At 73.2% G+C, this 14,792-nt stretch carries 13 protein-coding genes; 3 read left to right on the top strand and 10 right to left on the bottom strand.

Annotated features, from left to right (window positions below; all coding sequences use genetic code 11):
- Nucleotides 1-60: 60 nt before the first annotated feature.
- Both ACGFIE_RS13980 and ACGFIE_RS13975 read left to right on the top strand, forming a co-directional pair.
- Nucleotides 61-333, top strand: a complete 273-nt coding sequence (locus ACGFIE_RS13980) for a hypothetical protein (RefSeq protein WP_393294369.1) — start codon at nucleotides 61-63, stop codon at nucleotides 331-333.
- Nucleotides 330-845 (top strand): hypothetical protein, encoded by a 516-nt coding sequence (locus tag ACGFIE_RS13975; RefSeq protein ID WP_393294367.1) that lies wholly within the window; start codon nucleotides 330-332, stop codon nucleotides 843-845. Before ACGFIE_RS13980 ends, ACGFIE_RS13975 begins: the two co-directional genes overlap by 4 nt.
- A 61-nt stretch (nucleotides 846-906) precedes the next feature.
- Here ACGFIE_RS13975 and gatA read toward each other — a convergent pair whose 3' ends face one another.
- The 4 genes from gatA to ligA form a co-directional block, all read right to left on the bottom strand.
- Entirely contained in the window at nucleotides 907-2,382 is a 1,476-nt protein-coding gene (gene gatA, locus ACGFIE_RS13970) for an Asp-tRNA(Asn)/Glu-tRNA(Gln) amidotransferase subunit GatA (protein ID WP_393294365.1), read from the bottom strand.
- Nucleotides 2,379-2,684: an Asp-tRNA(Asn)/Glu-tRNA(Gln) amidotransferase subunit GatC gene (gene gatC / locus ACGFIE_RS13965; RefSeq protein ID WP_007456314.1), complete on the bottom strand. Its 306-nt coding sequence runs from the start codon at nucleotides 2,682-2,684 to the stop codon at nucleotides 2,379-2,381. Before gatC ends, gatA begins: the two co-directional genes overlap by 4 nt.
- A 145-nt stretch (nucleotides 2,685-2,829) precedes the next feature.
- Nucleotides 2,830-5,640, bottom strand: coding sequence for an EAL domain-containing protein (locus tag ACGFIE_RS13960; RefSeq protein ID WP_393294363.1), 2,811 nt, complete (start codon nucleotides 5,638-5,640; stop codon nucleotides 2,830-2,832).
- Nucleotides 5,641-5,796: 156 nt separating this feature from the next.
- A complete protein-coding gene (ligA, locus tag ACGFIE_RS13955) occupies nucleotides 5,797-7,932 on the bottom strand; it encodes an NAD-dependent DNA ligase LigA (protein WP_393294361.1) in 2,136 nt (711 codons plus the stop codon).
- 397 nt (nucleotides 7,933-8,329) lie between these two features.
- On the opposite strand from ligA, the gene ACGFIE_RS13950 reads away from it, so the two are divergent.
- Entirely contained in the window at nucleotides 8,330-8,875 is a 546-nt protein-coding gene (locus ACGFIE_RS13950) for a type II toxin-antitoxin system PemK/MazF family toxin (protein WP_393294359.1), read from the top strand.
- A gap of 210 nt (nucleotides 8,876-9,085) precedes the next feature.
- Here the strand turns inward: ACGFIE_RS13950 and ACGFIE_RS13945 are convergent, their stop codons facing one another.
- The 6 genes from ACGFIE_RS13945 to ACGFIE_RS13920 form a co-directional block, all read right to left on the bottom strand.
- A complete protein-coding gene (locus tag ACGFIE_RS13945) occupies nucleotides 9,086-9,451 on the bottom strand; it encodes a VOC family protein (protein ID WP_363679229.1) in 366 nt (121 codons plus the stop codon).
- 37 nt (nucleotides 9,452-9,488) lie between these two features.
- Nucleotides 9,489-10,493, bottom strand: coding sequence for a methionine synthase (locus ACGFIE_RS13940; protein ID WP_393294357.1), 1,005 nt, complete (start codon nucleotides 10,491-10,493; stop codon nucleotides 9,489-9,491).
- A gap of 118 nt (nucleotides 10,494-10,611) precedes the next feature.
- Complete coding sequence (gene mnmA / locus ACGFIE_RS13935) at nucleotides 10,612-11,685, bottom strand: tRNA 2-thiouridine(34) synthase MnmA (RefSeq protein WP_393294355.1); 1,074 nt, start codon at nucleotides 11,683-11,685, stop codon at nucleotides 10,612-10,614.
- Between the two features lie 249 nt (nucleotides 11,686-11,934).
- Entirely contained in the window at nucleotides 11,935-13,110 is a 1,176-nt protein-coding gene (locus ACGFIE_RS13930) for a cysteine desulfurase family protein (RefSeq protein ID WP_393294353.1), read from the bottom strand.
- A gap of 91 nt (nucleotides 13,111-13,201) precedes the next feature.
- Entirely contained in the window at nucleotides 13,202-13,861 is a 660-nt protein-coding gene (locus tag ACGFIE_RS13925) for a class F sortase (protein ID WP_393294351.1), read from the bottom strand.
- Nucleotides 13,858-14,688 (bottom strand): DUF4397 domain-containing protein, encoded by an 831-nt coding sequence (locus tag ACGFIE_RS13920; protein ID WP_393294348.1) that lies wholly within the window; start codon nucleotides 14,686-14,688, stop codon nucleotides 13,858-13,860. Before ACGFIE_RS13920 ends, ACGFIE_RS13925 begins: the two co-directional genes overlap by 4 nt.
- Nucleotides 14,689-14,792 lie beyond the last annotated feature (104 nt).

The raw sequence follows: 14,792 nt of genomic DNA, 5'->3' as shown, positions 1-14,792 counted from the left end.
ACGCACCGGCAATCGTCGTGACCGGGTGTGTTCGCGACGACACCGGGGTACCTGTCGACCATGACGAATACGGGGAATGATCGATCCGTCAACCCGGCCGGGCCGGGGCACCGGTACAACACGAAGCAGGTCCTGCTGGTGGTGCTGGCCGCATGGGCGGTGGGGGCCGTGGTAGCCCTGATCGGCTGGACCGTCGCCGGCGGCGAGCGGCAGCCGGACGACCTTCTGCTGCTGGTGGTCCTGCTCGCCATTCCTGGCCTGATCGGGCTGGCCGTCGCCTGGGGGACGGGCAGGTTGACGGCCTCGCGCGAGCGCGCCCGGGCGGAGTCGTGACCTCGCCGCCGTCCCCGCGGCGACAGCCGATCGGCCGCCGCGCCGTGCTGGTCGCCGCGGGTCTGGCGGTGGGGCTCCCGGCGGTGGCGGTGGCGGCGATCGCCCTGGACGGGCGGGACACCTCGCCGGGCGGCCTCCTCAAGATTTTCCTGATCGCGCTCGTCTTCGGAGCGCTCGGCGCGGCAGTGGCCCTCCTGGCCAGCCACCGGCTACCCGCACCCCGGACCACCAGCCCGGCGGCCCGCCAGGCCCTGCGCGCCGGGCACACCGACGACCCGCGCGTCGACGCCCTCGCCCGCGAGGAGGCCGAACGCCGCAGGGGCAGACGCTGGGTGCTGTGGATCCTCGGCGCCGCCGTGCTGGCCGAGGCGCTGCTGGTCGTCGGCGCGTCCCGCCCCTCCACCCGGGTGTTCGCGGTGGTGCTCGGCGTCTTCTGGGCGGTCCAGGGCTGGATGCGCTGGCGTGACCTGCGGGAAGCCGACCGCTACCTCGCCAACCACCGCACCACCTGAGAGCCCCCGGACAGACCACCGGCCCCGACGGACGGATCCGTCGGGGCCGGTCGCGACGGCGCTACAGCGCCGGCGGGGTGAACGTGCCGACTGCGGACTCCAGCGCGGCGGCGACCCGGTACATCCGGTCGTCGGCCAACGTCGGTGCCATCACCTGCAGGCCGACGGGCAGCCCCTCGGAGAGACCGCAGGGCACCGAGATGCCCGGCCCGCCGTACAGGTTGGTCGGAATGGTGAACAGGTCGGCCAGGTACATCTGGTACGGGTCGGCGGTGCGGGCGCCGATCGGGAAGGCCGTGAACGGGGTGGTCGGCGAGATCAGCGCGTCGACCCGCTCGAACGCGGCGGTGAAGTCCCGGGTGATGAGGGTCCGGACCTTCTGCGCCTGCCCGTAGTACGCGTCGTAGTAACCCGACGACAGCGCGTACGTCCCGATCATGATCCGGCGCTTGACCTCCGGGCCGAAGCCGGCCTCGCGGGTCAGCGACATGACCTCCTCCAGCGACCGGTTGCCGTCGTCGCCGACCCGCAGGCCGAACCGGACACCGTCGAACCGGGCCAGATTGGAGGAGCACTCGCTCGGGGCGATCAGGTAGTACGCCGGCAGCGCGTACGCGAACGTCGGGCAGGAGATCTCCACGACCTCGGCGCCCATCTTGGTCAGCGCGTCCACCGACTCGCGGAACGCGGCCATCACGCCCGGCTCGGCGCCCTCGCCGACGAACTCGCTGACGATGCCGAGCCGCACGCCGGTCAGGTCACCTGTCGCGCCGAGCTTCGCCGCCGCCACCACGTCCGGCACCGGCTGCGGAATCGAGGTGGAGTCCCGCGGGTCGTGCCCGGCGATCACCTGGTGCAGCAGGGCCGCGTCGAGCACCGTACGGGCACACGGACCGGGGGTGTCCAGCGACGACGAGAAGGCGACCAGCCCGTACCGGGAGGTGCCACCGTAGGTGGGCTTCGCGCCCACGGTGCCGGTCACCGCTCCGGGCTGACGGATCGAGCCGCCGGTGTCCGAGCCGATCGCCAGCGGCGCCTCGTACGCGGCCAGCGCCGCGGCGCTGCCACCACCGGAGCCACCCGGGATCCGGCTGAGGTCCCACGGGTTGTGCGTCGGACCGTACGCCGAGTATTCGGTGGAGGAGCCCATGGCGAACTCGTCCATGTTCGTCTTGCCGAGCATCACCGTGCCGGCCTCGCGCAACCGCTGCACGATCGTCGCGTCGTACGGCGGGCGCCAGCCTTCGAGGATCTTCGAGCCGACGGTGGTCGGCACACCACGGGTGGCGAGCACGTCCTTCACCGCTACCGGCACACCGGCCAGGGGGCCCAGCTCCTCGCCGGCGGCCCGGCGCTCGTCCACCGAGCGGGCCGCGGCGAGCGCGCCGTCGGTGTCGACGTGCAGGAAGGCGTGCACCTGCTCGTCGACCGCGGCGATCCGGTCCAGGTGCGCCCGGGTCACCTCGACGGCGGAGGTCTCGCCGCCGGCGACCAGCGCGGCGATCTCCGTCGCGGTCATTCTGGTTAAATCGGTCATGAGGCCACATCCTCGGTCAGGATCCGCGGTACGCGGAACCGCTGGTCCTCGGCGTCCGGCGCGCCCGACAGCGCCTCCTGCGGCGTCAGGCACGGCGTGACGACGTCCTCGCGGAAGATGTTGGTCAGCGGCACCGAGTGCGAGGTCGGCGGGATGTCCGCGGCGGCGACCTCGCCGACCTGGGCGACCGCCTGGAGGATCACGTCGAGCTGACCGGCGAAGGTGTCCAGCTCCTCCTCGGTGACGGCGAGCCGCGACAGGCGCGCCAGGTGCGCGACCTCCTCGCGGGAGATGGCGGCCATCCGTGCCCCCTTCTGATGTCCTGCTGGTCGGGCGGTGTGCCGGCCGCGCGACGGTTGCAGTGTGACGCGCGGTGACCGGAGCGAGTCTATTGTTCCGCTCCCGTGCCGCGTCCCCGACTCCCCCTCCGGAGGCTCGTGCCGTGGGTCAGCGGGTCGAACGGCGGCCGGCCTCGGGCTCCGGACCACCCGTCGGTCGGACCGGCCGGTAGCGGGCGAGCCAGGTGACGAGCTGCTCGGCGGGCATCGGGCGGGCGTAGAACCAGCCCTGGGCGGCGTCGCAGCCGGCGGCGTACAACATCCGCCAGGTCCGCTCGTCCTCCACGCCCTCGGCGACCACCCGCAGCCCCAGCGCGCCCGCCAACTCGATCATCGATCGGACGATCGCCGCGTCGTCGGCGTCCTCGGCCATGCCGAGCACGAACGACCGGTCCACCTTCACCTCGGACAGCGGAAGCCGACGCAGATGTTGCAGCGACGAGTACCCGGTGCCGAAATCGTCAAGCGCGATGGCCACCCCGATGCGGTGCAGCCGGGAGATGGTGGCCAGCACCCGACGCGGATCGGCCATCAGGGCGCCCTCGGTGATCTCCAGTTGCAGTCGCTCGGCCGGCACCCCGTAGCGGGTCAGCCGGTCGGCGATCTGGTCGGCGATCTCGCCGGTGTGCAGGTCCCGCACGCTGACGTTGAGCGCCGCGCGCAGCCCGATGCCGGCCGCCGACCACTTGGCGAGCTGCTCCACCACGTCGTCCACCACCCGCCGGGTGAGCAGCCGCATCACCGCGCTCTGCTCGGCGACACGGATCAACTCCTCCGGGTCGACCATCCCCCGGCGCGGGTGCCGCCACCGCAACAGGGCCTCGACGCCCACGACCTCGCCGGTCGCGATGGCGATCTGCGGCTGGTAGTACATGGTGATCTCACCGGCGTCGTCGACCGGCTCGCCATCGTCGCGTACCCACCCGGTCGGCTCGATCGCGTGGCCCTCGGGAACCGACAGGCCTGCGCGCCCCGGACGGCCGATGCTCGGCGGGGGCACCGCCCCACCGTTCGGCGATCGCCGACCCTGGCCGCCGGCACGCCGGTCCCGCGACGGGCCGGGGCGGGTGCCGGGGATCGTCGCGCGGTTGTTGCGGCCCCGGATCGGGTCGGCGCCGGTGGCGATCCGGTTGATGAGCTCATCGGCGTGCGCCAACTCGCCGCCGGCCCGCCGCCGACGACCCCACCACCGCCCGCCCGTCGGGGGCGCCGCGGCCATCACCGGCGTGCCATCCGGCTGCGGCGCAACCTCGGCCGCCGCCCCGGCGGGCAGCGCCGCACCGTCACCACCGCGCACCTCGGCCTCCACAGCCAGGGGTACGTCTGCCGTCCGCTCGGCCTCACCCGGCTCGCCGCGGCCGGCGTTTACCCGGCCGGCGTTGGCACGGTGGGCTTCGTCGGCGTGACCGGCGTTGGCCGGCCCGGCTTCGTCGGCGTGGCCGGCGTTGGCCCGCCCCGCTTCGTCGGCGTGGTTGGCGTTGAATCGGTTGGCTTCGTCGACGTGACCGGCGTTGGCACGGTTGGCCCGGCCGGCGTGCTCGGCGTGCTCGGCCCGGCCGGCGTGCTCGGCGTGGATCTGCTGCGGCGCGGCGTCGAGCGGGCCGGCGGCCGACGGGCCGGATTCCAGCACCCGGCGGAGGTCGGCGAGGAGACCGAGACGCTCGGCCGAGTTGTGGTCGGATTCGGGGGCGTACACGGCGACCGTGTCGTTGCGGTGCTTGGCGTCGTACATCGCCACGTCGGCGTGCCGCATCAGGGTGGCGAAGTCCTCGCCGTGCTCCGGGAAGAGGGCGATCCCGATGGAGCCGCCCACGTCCAACGGCAGCCCGTCCAGCGGCACCGGCTCGGCCAACGCCCCGACGACCCGGTCGGCCAGCTCACGCGCCTGGCCGACGTCGGTCAGGCCGGTCATCACGATGGCGAACTCGTCGCCACCCAGCCGGGCGATCATCTGCGGTCGGGGTTCCACGTCGGTGAGCCGGGCGCTGACCTCGACCAGCAGCCGGTCACCCACCGCGTGCCCGAGAGCGTCGTTGACGTTCTTGAAGCGGTCGAGGTCGATGAGCAGCAGCGCCAGGTGCCTGCCGGGCTCACCGCGGGCGGTCCGCTCGGCGTGCAGGTGCACCTGCTCCGCCACCTCGGCCAGCAGCGCCTTGCGGTTGGGCAACCCGGTCAGCGGGTCGGCGGCGGCCAGGTGCTGCTGCTCGACGGTCAGCCGGGCCATCCGGTACACGGCGAAGAGCGGCACCAGCACCAACGGGATCAGCGCCGCGCTGAGACGGGCGGCGGCGACCAGCACCGGCGCGAGCAGCAGCAGCGAGCCGGTGGAGAGCAGTTCGAAACCGACGCCCTGGCGGACGGTGGGCCACCAGCGGTCACCGAAGCGCAGCCGCACCGCCCAGCTCACCAGGCCGTAGTTCACCACGAACCAGGCCAGCGTCGCCCCGCCGACGGCGACCACGTCCGTCGGGTGCAGGCGGCCGCCGGAGAAAACGGTGCTCGGCCCGAGCTGGATGACGGCGTACGCGGCGGCGAGCGCGCAAGCGTACTGGCCGACGTTGAACGCGGTCCGCCAGGCGGCGTGACGCATCCGCCAACCAGAGACGATCACCCCCACCGCCTGCACCGCCACCGCCGGACCGAGCCCCCAACCGAGCAGGATCGCGAAGGTGAAGCAGGTGGACGGGAAGACCGCCGAGGTCTGCCGCCGCCCGGGCGGAACGAAGGGGCGCGCGTCGCAGATCACCGCGAGGGCGGCCATCGTCCAGAACGCCACCGGCAGGCGGGGCAGTTCCTCGGGGAGCGTCGTGAGTGGACCCGTGGCGGTCAGCGCCGCGACCACCAGGATGCCGACGACGAAGGCGGCGAACGGCGTCACCCGCCCCGGTGGGACGGAGTTGCGCGGGTCGGCGACCTCCATCACACCTCCCGACCGACGGTCGACGTGCCGATGAGCACGCCGTGACCCAATGAAACGCCCTCAGCCCCAAGTTTCCCGGTATGACAGTCACGAATCGGTCGTAGTCGTAATTAAGTTGGTATACGCGACGGCCACCGCGCGGCTTCGCCGCCGCGGTCAGCCCTCCACCCGGGCGATTTCCCGCGCGGCCTCCGGGCCCGCGTCCAGCAGCACCCGGAAACCGTCCTCGTCGAGCACCGGCACCTTGAGGCTGGCCGCCTTGTCGGCCTTGGACCCCGGGTTGTCGCCCACGACGACAAAGCTCGTCTTCTTGGAGACCGACCCGCTGACCTTGCCGCCCCTGGTCTGCACGGCCTCGGCGGCCTGGTCCCGGGAGAAGCCGGCGAGGGTGCCGGTCACCACGACTGTCAACCCCTCCAACGGGCGTGGACCCTCGTCGACGGCCTCCTCGGCCATCCGTACGCCCGCCTCGGCCCACTTGCGGACCACCTCGCGGTGCCAGTCCACGGCGAACCACTCCCGGATGCTGGCCGCGATGGTCGGCCCGACCCCGTCGACCGAGGACAGCTCCTCCTCGCTGGCGGCGTCGATGGCCTCCATCGAGCGGAAGTGTCGGGCCAGCGCCTGGGCGGCGGTGGGGCCGACATGCCGGATGGAGAGCGCCACCAGCACCCGCCACAGGTCCCGTTCCCGGGCGACGGCCAGATTGTCGAGCAGCTTGACCGCGTTGCTGCCGAGGCTGCCGTCCTTGTTGACGAAGAACGGCGACCGGGAGAGCTGGTCGGCGTCGAGCTGGAAGAGGTCACCCTCGTCGGCGATGATCTCCGCGTCCAGCAGTGCCGCCGCGCCCTTGTAGCCCAGGACCTCGATGTCGAACGCGCCACGACCGGCGAGGTGGAACACCCGCTCGCGGAGCTGTGCCGGGCAACTGCGGGTGTTGGGGCACCGGATGTCGACATCGCCCTCCTTCGACGGCGCGAGCGGGGTGCCGCAGGCCGGGCAGGTGGTAGGCATGACGAACGGGCGGGCGTCGGCGGGTCGCAGGTCGACCACCGGGCCGAGCACCTCGGGGATCACGTCGCCGGCCTTGCGCAGCACGACCGTGTCGCCGATCAGCACGCCCTTGCGCTCGACCTCGCGGGCGTTGTGCAGGGTGGCGAGCGCGACTGTGGAGCCGGCCACCCGCACCGGTTCGAGGACGGCGAACGGGGTGACCCGACCCGTACGCCCCACGTTGACGTCGATGTCGAGCAGCTTGGTGGTGACCTCCTCCGGCGGGTACTTGAAGGCGATCGCCCAGCGTGGGGCACGGCTGGTCGAGCCCAGGCGACCCTGGATGGAGACCGGGTCGACCTTGACCACCACACCGTCGATCTCGTGCTCGACGTCGTGCCGGTGCTCGGCGTAGTAGGCGATGTATTCCGCCACGCCGGACAGGTCCGGGACGACCCGCCACCTGTCGCTCGTCGGCAGGCCCCACGCCTTCAGCGCCGCGTACGACTCGGACTGCGCGGTGGGCTGGAAGCCCCGGCGGGCGCCGATACCGTGCACGACGAGACGCAGCGGTCGGGAGGCGGTGACCCGGGGGTCCTTCTGCCGCAGGCTGCCGGCGGCGGCGTTGCGCGGGTTGGCGAACGGCGCCCGCCCCTGCTCGACCAGGCTCGCGTTGAGGTCGGCGAACGCGGCCACCGGGAAGTAGATCTCGCCCCGGACCTCCAGCAGCTCGGGCAGCGTCGGGAACTCGGCGGACGGCGCGAGCTGGCCGGGCACGCCCCGAATGCTGCGCACGTTGGCGGTGACGTCCTCGCCGGTGCGGCCGTCACCCCGGGTGGCAGCCCGGACCAGCCGGCCGGCCTCGTAGGTGAGGTTGATCGCCAGACCGTCGACCTTCAGCTCGCAGAGGTAGGGCACCGGCCCGCCCGCGTCCCGCTCGACACGCTCGGCCCAGGCCGCCAGCTCCTCGTCGGCGAAGGCGTTGTCGAGCGAGAGCATCCGCTCGGCGTGCGTGACCGGGGTGAAGTCGGTGGAGAACGTGCCACCCACCCGCTGGGTCGGCGAATCCGGCGTGCGCAGCGCCGGGAACTCCTCCTCCAACGCCTCCAACTGGCGCAACTGCTTGTCGAACTCGGCGTCGGTGATGATCGGCGAGTCCAGCACGTAGTAGCGGTACTGATGCTCGGTCAGCTCGCGGCTGAGGGTGGCGTGCCGCTCCCGCGCCTGCGGCGTCGGCTCCGCGCCGGCCGCCGCCTCCTGAGCCGGGCTGACCTGTTGACCGATCTGCTCCTCGGACACCCCGCCACCTTCGGACACGCCTGCGACCCCCCTGAATCACGCTACCTAAGGCACGGTATCGGTCCGGGGTGACAATCCGACGCCCACCTGCGTCCGCAGCGACGTCCGAACCGGTCGGCCGTGCACCTGATCGACTTCAGGCGGCGATATGGGCGCGTCCGGACGGCCCGGATGCCGCGACGTCGCCGACCCAGAGTCGATCATCACGAAGGCATCGACGCTCGCGGTGTGGTCCTCGGGCGGCGTGGGCGGTGGCGTGCGACGATCGCCGCAGTGAGGCGGCGCACGTGCCGCACCACGCGGCGCACGTGCCGCACCACGCGGCGCACGTGCCGCACCACGCGGCGCACGTGCCGCACCACGCGGCGCACGTGCCGCACTGACGCGGGGGGTGGCGATGACCGAGGCGTTGCTCTGGGCGGCGGCGATCCTGCTGGCGGTGGCCGCCGGCTGGGCGTGGAACAGCTGGCGGCATCGGGTGACCAGCCGGCGTTCGGCCGACCGACCTGGGCGCGGCACCCCGACCCGAACGGGTGGTCGCCGTCCCGCGCCGCCGAGGCCACGCGGCACCGATCGACAGGCCACCACGCAACGCTCCCGCGACACTCGGGGGGCGACCGGCACGCCGACGGCCGGCGAGATCTGGTGGGCCGACGTGCCGTACGCCGACGGCAGCGGCTCGAAGGTCCGCCCCTGTCTGGTGCTGCGCGCCGACTCCCGGGGCGCCGACGTCCTGAAGATCACCAGCCAGGACAAGAGCGACCGGGACGACCACGTCCGGATTCCCACCCGGGACTGGGATCCCGATGCCGAGCACGACAGCTACCTGAGCCTGACCGAGCCGATCCGGATCAGCTCGGCCGACTTCGCCGACCGGGCCGGCCGCTGTGACGCCGATCTGTGGCGGAAGGTCCGCAACCTGCGCCACCTACCCGCCAGCTGACAGCGGGCCGGGCCGGGCCGGGCCGGGCCGTGATCCACTCGGCTTCCAGGAATCCGGGGCATCCGCTCACCAGCAACACCGCGACTTCCAGGAATCCGAGTGGATCACTGACCGGCCGCCGCGTCGAGGGACGGCCGGTCAGTCCCAGGCCAGCGGGATGGAGTCGATCACGGCGGCCATGATGCCGGGCCGCCGCAACCCACGCCACGGTCAGTCCCAGCAGAGACAGAACGGGTGACCGGCCGGATCGGCGTAGACCCGGAAGCCCTCGCCCTCGCCGGGCAGCCGCCGAGCGCCGAGTGCGAGCGCCGCCTTCTCGGCGCTCTCGATGTCGGCCACCGTCACGTCCAGGTGGAACTGCTGCGGGCGCTCCGGGTCGGGCCAGGCCGGCGGCCGCAGGTTGAGCGCCTGCTGGAAGGCGAGACGCGGCTGGTGGCCGGGTGGGCCGCCCAGCACCACCCAGTCGTCATCGGAGTCGCCCTCGGCGAAGGGCACGCCGAGCAGCTCGGAGTAGAAAGCCGCCAACGCCCGCGGATCGGGGCAGTCGATCACCACTGAACGAAGCTGTCCAATCATGACCGTCATCCTGCCCCGCCGGTACGACAGGAAAACGTCACTCCTCGGAGAACCGGCGGCCGGCGTCCCGACAGGCTGCGAGCACCGCCCGGGCGTACTGCGGGGTGGCGCCGGCGAGGCCGCAGGCCGGGGTGACGACCACCTGCTCGGCGAGCTGTCGGCGGGGGAAGCCGAGGCGGTCCCAGATCTGGCGTACCCGGTCGGCGATCTGCGCGGAGGTCGGTGCGCCACCGGCCGACGGCGGCCGGGTCGGCGCGGCGCCGGCCAGCAGTCCGAGACCCGCGTCGATGGCCTCACCCAGCGGGTCCAGGTCGGTGACCAGGTCGAGGTCGAGGGCGACAGCGACGGCGCCGGTGGAGCGGATCAGCTCCAGCGGCACCTGCGGGGCGCAGCAGTGCACGATCGTGGGTACGCCCACCGCGTCGACGACCGTGCGCAGCAGGGCGGCCGCGTCCACCGAGTCCACGGCCCGGTACGCGCCCAGGCCGCTCTCGGTGGGCACCCGCCCGGCCAGCACGGTCGGCAGCGACGGCTCGTCCAGTTGCAGCAGCACCGATGCCCCGGGCAGCCGCCGGGCGACCGCCGCGACGTGCCCGCGCAGCCCCTCGGCGAGGGAACCGGTGAGGTCGCGGACGGCGCCGGGGTCACGCAGCAGCCGGCCGCCGATCGGCAGCTCCAGGGAGGCGGCCAGGGTGAGTGGGCCCCCGGCCTGCACCTTGATCGGGCCGGCGTACCCCTCGGCCTGCTCGGCGAGCTGGTCCAGGTCGCGTTCCATCAGATCGCGGGCGCGGCGCAGGTCACGGCCGGGGCGGGGGGCGACCCGCCACCGCCCGGTGTAGAGCTCGACGGGCAGCTCGACCAGCAGCCCGGCGCTGCGACCGATCAGGTCGGCTCCGGGGCCGCGCGCGGGCAGCTCGGGCAGGTGCGGCAGCTCGGGAAGCTCACCGAGGACCACCCGCTGGGCCTCGGCGATGTCGGTGCCGGGCAGCGAGCCGATACCTGTCGCCGCGCCGGCCGGCCAGGGCCACGCCTGATCTGTCACGGCCGAAGGCTATCCCGCTGGACGCGCCGACCGCTCGGCGACCGCGCACCGCCGGCCCCGCGACGCCCGCGCACCAGCGCCGCGACGCCCACGACCCGGCCAACCGGCGGTCGCTCGGTCAGCCGGTGATGGTCGCGGAGCCGAGGACGATGTCGCCGGCCGGGTCCGGGCGGTACGCCACCACGGCCTGACCGGCGGCGACACCGCGGACCGGCCGACGCAGCTCGGCGTGCAGCGTGTCGCCGTCGAGGTCGACGGTCGCCGGCACCACGTCACCGTGCGCGCGCAACTGCACCTCGCACTCGACAGGCGTGCCCGGGCGGGGACCACCGGTCCACACCGGCCGGGTGGCCCGAACCCTGGTCACCTCCAGCGCCTCGGCCGGGCCGACAGTCACCGTGTTGGTCTTGGGCGTGATCGAGAGCACGTAGCGTGGCCGACCGTCGGGGGCGGGTCGGTCCAGGTGCAGACCGCGCCGCTGACCCACCGTATAGGCGTACGCGCCGGTGTGGCTGCCGACCACCGCGCCGGTGCTCGCGTCGACGACGTCGCCGGGCGCCTCACCGAGCCGGCCGGCCAGGAAGCCGCGGGTGTCGCCGTCGGCGATGAAGCAGATGTCGTGCGAGTCCGGCTTGTCGGCCACCGCCAGGCCACGCTCGGCGGCCTCCGCGCGGACCTGCGCCTTGGTCGAGTCGCCGAGCGGGAACATCGACCGGTCCAGCTGCTCGCGGGTGAGGACCGCCAGCACGTACGACTGGTCCTTGGCGATGTCGACGCTGCGGCGCAGCAGCCCGTCCGGGCCGAGGCGGGCGTGGTGGCCGGTGACCACCGCGTCGAAGCCCAGGGCCACCGCCCGGTCCAGCACCGCCGCAAACTTGATCTTCTCGTTGCAGCGCAGGCACGGATTCGGCGTACGACCAGCGGCGTACTCGGCCACGAAGTCGTCGACGACGTCCTCGTGGAAGCGGTCGGCCATGTCCCACACGTAGAAGGGGATGCCGATCACGTCAGCGGCCCGGCGGGCGTCCCGGGAATCCTCCAGGGTGCAGCAGCCGCGTGCACCGGTCCGGTACGTCTGCGGGTTGCGGGCCAGCGCCAGGTGCACGCCTGTCACGTCATGCCCGGCCGCCACCGCCCGCGCCGCCGCCACGGCCGAGTCCACCCCGCCCGACATCGCCGCCAGAACCCTCACCAGCTAACCCCCCTGCCCACAGGCCAACCCCAACCCTATCCACCACGCCACCCCAACCCCCATCCCCAGTCATGCCCGCGCCCCCTCCAACCGCGCACGCCCTCCCGGCAAACCGCGTCGATCATGAAGTTATCGCCACGACACGCCGATCCGCGGGGCAATAACTCCATGATCGACGGGGCGGGCCGGGCCCGGGCCGGGCCGGGCGGGGCCGGCCGGGCCGGCCGGGCCGGGGCGGGCGGGTTGGTGTTAGCGGGGGGTGCGGGGGGCTGCTGCTCGGCGGGCGCGTTCCACGGCTGCCGGCAGGGCCGCTACGAGGGCGTCCACGTCGGCCTGGGTGCTGGTGTGGCCGAGGGTGAAACGCAGCGAGGAACGGGCGCGGTCGTCGTCGGCACCCATCGCCAGCAGTACGTGCGAGGGCTGGGCCACCCCGGCCGAGCAGGCCGAACCCGTCGAGCAGGCGATGCCCTGGGCGTCCAGCAGGAGCAGCAGGGCGTCGCCCTCGCAGCCCGGAAAGGAGAAGTGCGCGTTGCCGGGCAGCCGGTCGGTCGGATCACCGTTGTAGACCACCTCGGGCACCGCCCGGCGGACCCGCTCGATCAGGTCGTCGCGGAGCGCGGCCACCCGGGCCGCGTACTCCTGCTGGCCCTTCACCGCCGTCTCGACGGCGACCGCGAAGGCGACGATGCCGGCGGTGTCCAGCGTGCCGGAACGGACGTCGCGTTCCTGGCCACCGCCGTGCAGCAGCGGTACGGCCGCCACGTCCCGGCCGAGCAGCAGCGCGCCCACCCCGGTCGGACCGCCCAGCTTGTGCCCGGTGACGGTAAGCGCGGCGGCCCCGCTGGCGGCGAAGTCGACGGGCACCTGCCCGACGGCCTGGATGGCGTCGGTGTGGAAGGGCACACCGTGCTCGGCGGCGACGGCCGCCAACTCGGCCACCGGCTGCACGGTGCCGACCTCGTTGTTGGCCCACATCGCGGTGACCACTGCCACCTGATCGGCGTGCGCGGTCAACTCGGCACGCAGGTCCTCCGGGTCGAGGCGGCCCGTGGGGTCCACCGGCAGCCAGCCGACCTCGGCGCTCTCGTGCTCGACCAGCCAGTCGACCGAGTCCAGCACGGCGTGGTGCTCGACGGCGCTGGAGATCACCCGGCGGCGGTCGGGGCCGGCGGCCCGGCGGGCCCAGAAGATGCCCTTGACCGCGAGGTTGTCGCTCTCCGTGCCCCCACCGGTGAAGATCACTTCGGACGGTCGGGCGCCGAGCACGGCGGCCACCCGCTCGCGCGACTCCTCGACCCGGCGACGGGCACGACGACCCGCCGCGTGCAGGGAGGACGCGTTGCCGACCTCGCGGGCGGTAGCGACGTACGCCTCCAGTGCCTCGTCGAGCATCGGAGTCGTCGCCGCGTGATCCAGGTAAGCCATCACCGTTCAGCGTACGGCCGAGGGGTCGGGGGCCGAATGCCGGAGGGGACCCCGGGGCGGGCGGAGCACTCCGCCCGCCCCGGCGCGCCGGTCAGGCGGGCACCGCCGTGACGACGATGTTGTCGCGGTACTTGCGGGCCTTGGCGTCGAACGGCCCGCCGCAGGTGATCAGAGTCAGTCGGGGCTTGCCGTCGCGGGCGAAGTACCGCTCCAGCGGGATCCTGGTCTTGGCGTACTCCTCGCGGGCGACGACCCGGTACTTGCGTGCCCTGCCGTCGCTGCCGGTCGCGGTCAGAGTGTCGCCCTGGTCCAGTTCGCGCAGCCGGAAGAACGCACCCCTGCCCTGCTTGGCGCTGTCCACGTGACCGGCGATGACCACCGATCCGGCGCCCGCCTCCAGGCCGGGGCCGTAGCGGTACCAGCCGATCTCGTCGACGCTCGGCGGCACCTCGAACTCGTTGGTCCGCTCGTTGATGCCTACGGCGTTGACAGTGGCGGTGACGTCGATCTCGGGGATCACCAGTCGGACGGGCGGGACGATCCGGGCGCCGGCGGGCAGCTCGCCCGAGGTCACCGGCACCGACGGGTCGCTGCCGACGGCCGAGGGGGTCGCGCTGGCGGCCAGCGTGCTCGCCTCCTCGGCGCCGACGTTCCCCGTCGGCTGGGAGTTGCACGCCACCAGGGTGGCGACGGTGAGCGCGGCAACGCCGGCGGCCAGGGCCGCCAGCGCGCCGCGGTTGCGCACCGTCACTTGCGACCGGTCCGCGCGGTCGCCATCCGCACCCCACCACCGAGCAGCAGGAGTACGCCGGCACCGGTGAGCGCGTACCACCAGGTCTGCACGCCGGTGCCCGCCTGACCGCCGTCACCGCTGGGCACGCCGCCCGGGGCGGAGTGCAGGCCGGTGATCGTCTGGGCAACCACGTCGAGGCTCTTGCCCTCGGCGGAGCCGATGGCGTAGACGATCGTCGCGGTGCCCTCCTTGAGGTTGAGGTCCGCCGGGCCGATGGCCACGGTGTCGGTGCCGGCAAGAACCACGTCCGCCTTCACCGTGCCGGCGTCGACGTCGGCCTTCGCCTCCTTCGGGTTGGTCAGGCCCTTGAAGACCGGGGTGCCACCGGCGCGCACGTCGACCGCCGGGGCGGCGGCGGTGTGCCGGACGATCAGCCGAGCCTTGCCGGCGTCGACCTTCGAGACGTCGTTCACGAACGGCGTGATCTTCGGCTTGCCTGCGGCGTCGAGGTGGGCGGCGAGGCTGATGTTCGCCCCGCCCGGCACCTCGGCGTTGTCAACCTTGAGGATCGCGCTGCCGACCGGCTCACCCGGCTTGGTGAGGGCGATGTCGTACTCGCCCTCGGCCAGGTTCAGCGGGCCGGCCACGTCACCGGGCTTGAAGTTGTCGAGCGTCTTCTTGCCGTTGACGTAGACGTCGACCGGGGTGTCCGGGATGCCGTGCACGACCGACACCTTCGAGGTGGCGGCGTACGCGGGGGTGGCGGTGAACGCGGCGACGCCGGCGAAGGCCAACGCGGCGACGGCGCCGCCCGCGGCGACCCGACGGAAGTACGAGAGCTGCATGTCTGCCTCCTGGTGATTGGTGCTGATTCGTCAGGCCTGGCTTGCAGAACGGGTTACGCCGGCTCCGCGACGGGTGGATGCGCCCGCGACGCGATTTCTTTTTC

Origin of the sequence: Micromonospora sp. NPDC049275 (assembly GCF_043197115.1) — a bacterium.
Classification (GTDB): domain Bacteria; phylum Actinomycetota; class Actinomycetes; order Mycobacteriales; family Micromonosporaceae; genus Micromonospora.
Note: the sequence above shows the minus strand (reverse complement) of the source record. Positions and strands in the feature narration are given on the sequence as shown.

Bases quoted from the DNA above. Each gene is read 5' to 3' on its own strand.
- ACGFIE_RS13930 (WP_393294353.1), bottom strand. From the start codon at position 13,110: ATGGCTTACCTGGATCACGCGGCGACGACTCCGATGCTCGACGAGGCA.
- ACGFIE_RS13980 (WP_393294369.1), top strand. From the start codon at position 61: ATGACGAATACGGGGAATGATCGATCCGTCAACCCGGCCGGGCCGGGG.
- gatA (WP_393294365.1), bottom strand. From the start codon at position 2,382: ATGACCGATTTAACCAGAATGACCGCGACGGAGATCGCCGCGCTGGTC.
- ACGFIE_RS13960 (WP_393294363.1), bottom strand. From the start codon at position 5,640: ATGGAGGTCGCCGACCCGCGCAACTCCGTCCCACCGGGGCGGGTGACG.
- ACGFIE_RS13950 (WP_393294359.1), top strand. From the start codon at position 8,330: ATGACCGAGGCGTTGCTCTGGGCGGCGGCGATCCTGCTGGCGGTGGCC.
- ACGFIE_RS13920 (WP_393294348.1), bottom strand. From the start codon at position 14,688: ATGCAGCTCTCGTACTTCCGTCGGGTCGCCGCGGGCGGCGCCGTCGCC.
- ACGFIE_RS13945 (WP_363679229.1), bottom strand. From the start codon at position 9,451: ATGATTGGACAGCTTCGTTCAGTGGTGATCGACTGCCCCGATCCGCGG.
- gatC (WP_007456314.1), bottom strand. From the start codon at position 2,684: ATGGCCGCCATCTCCCGCGAGGAGGTCGCGCACCTGGCGCGCCTGTCG.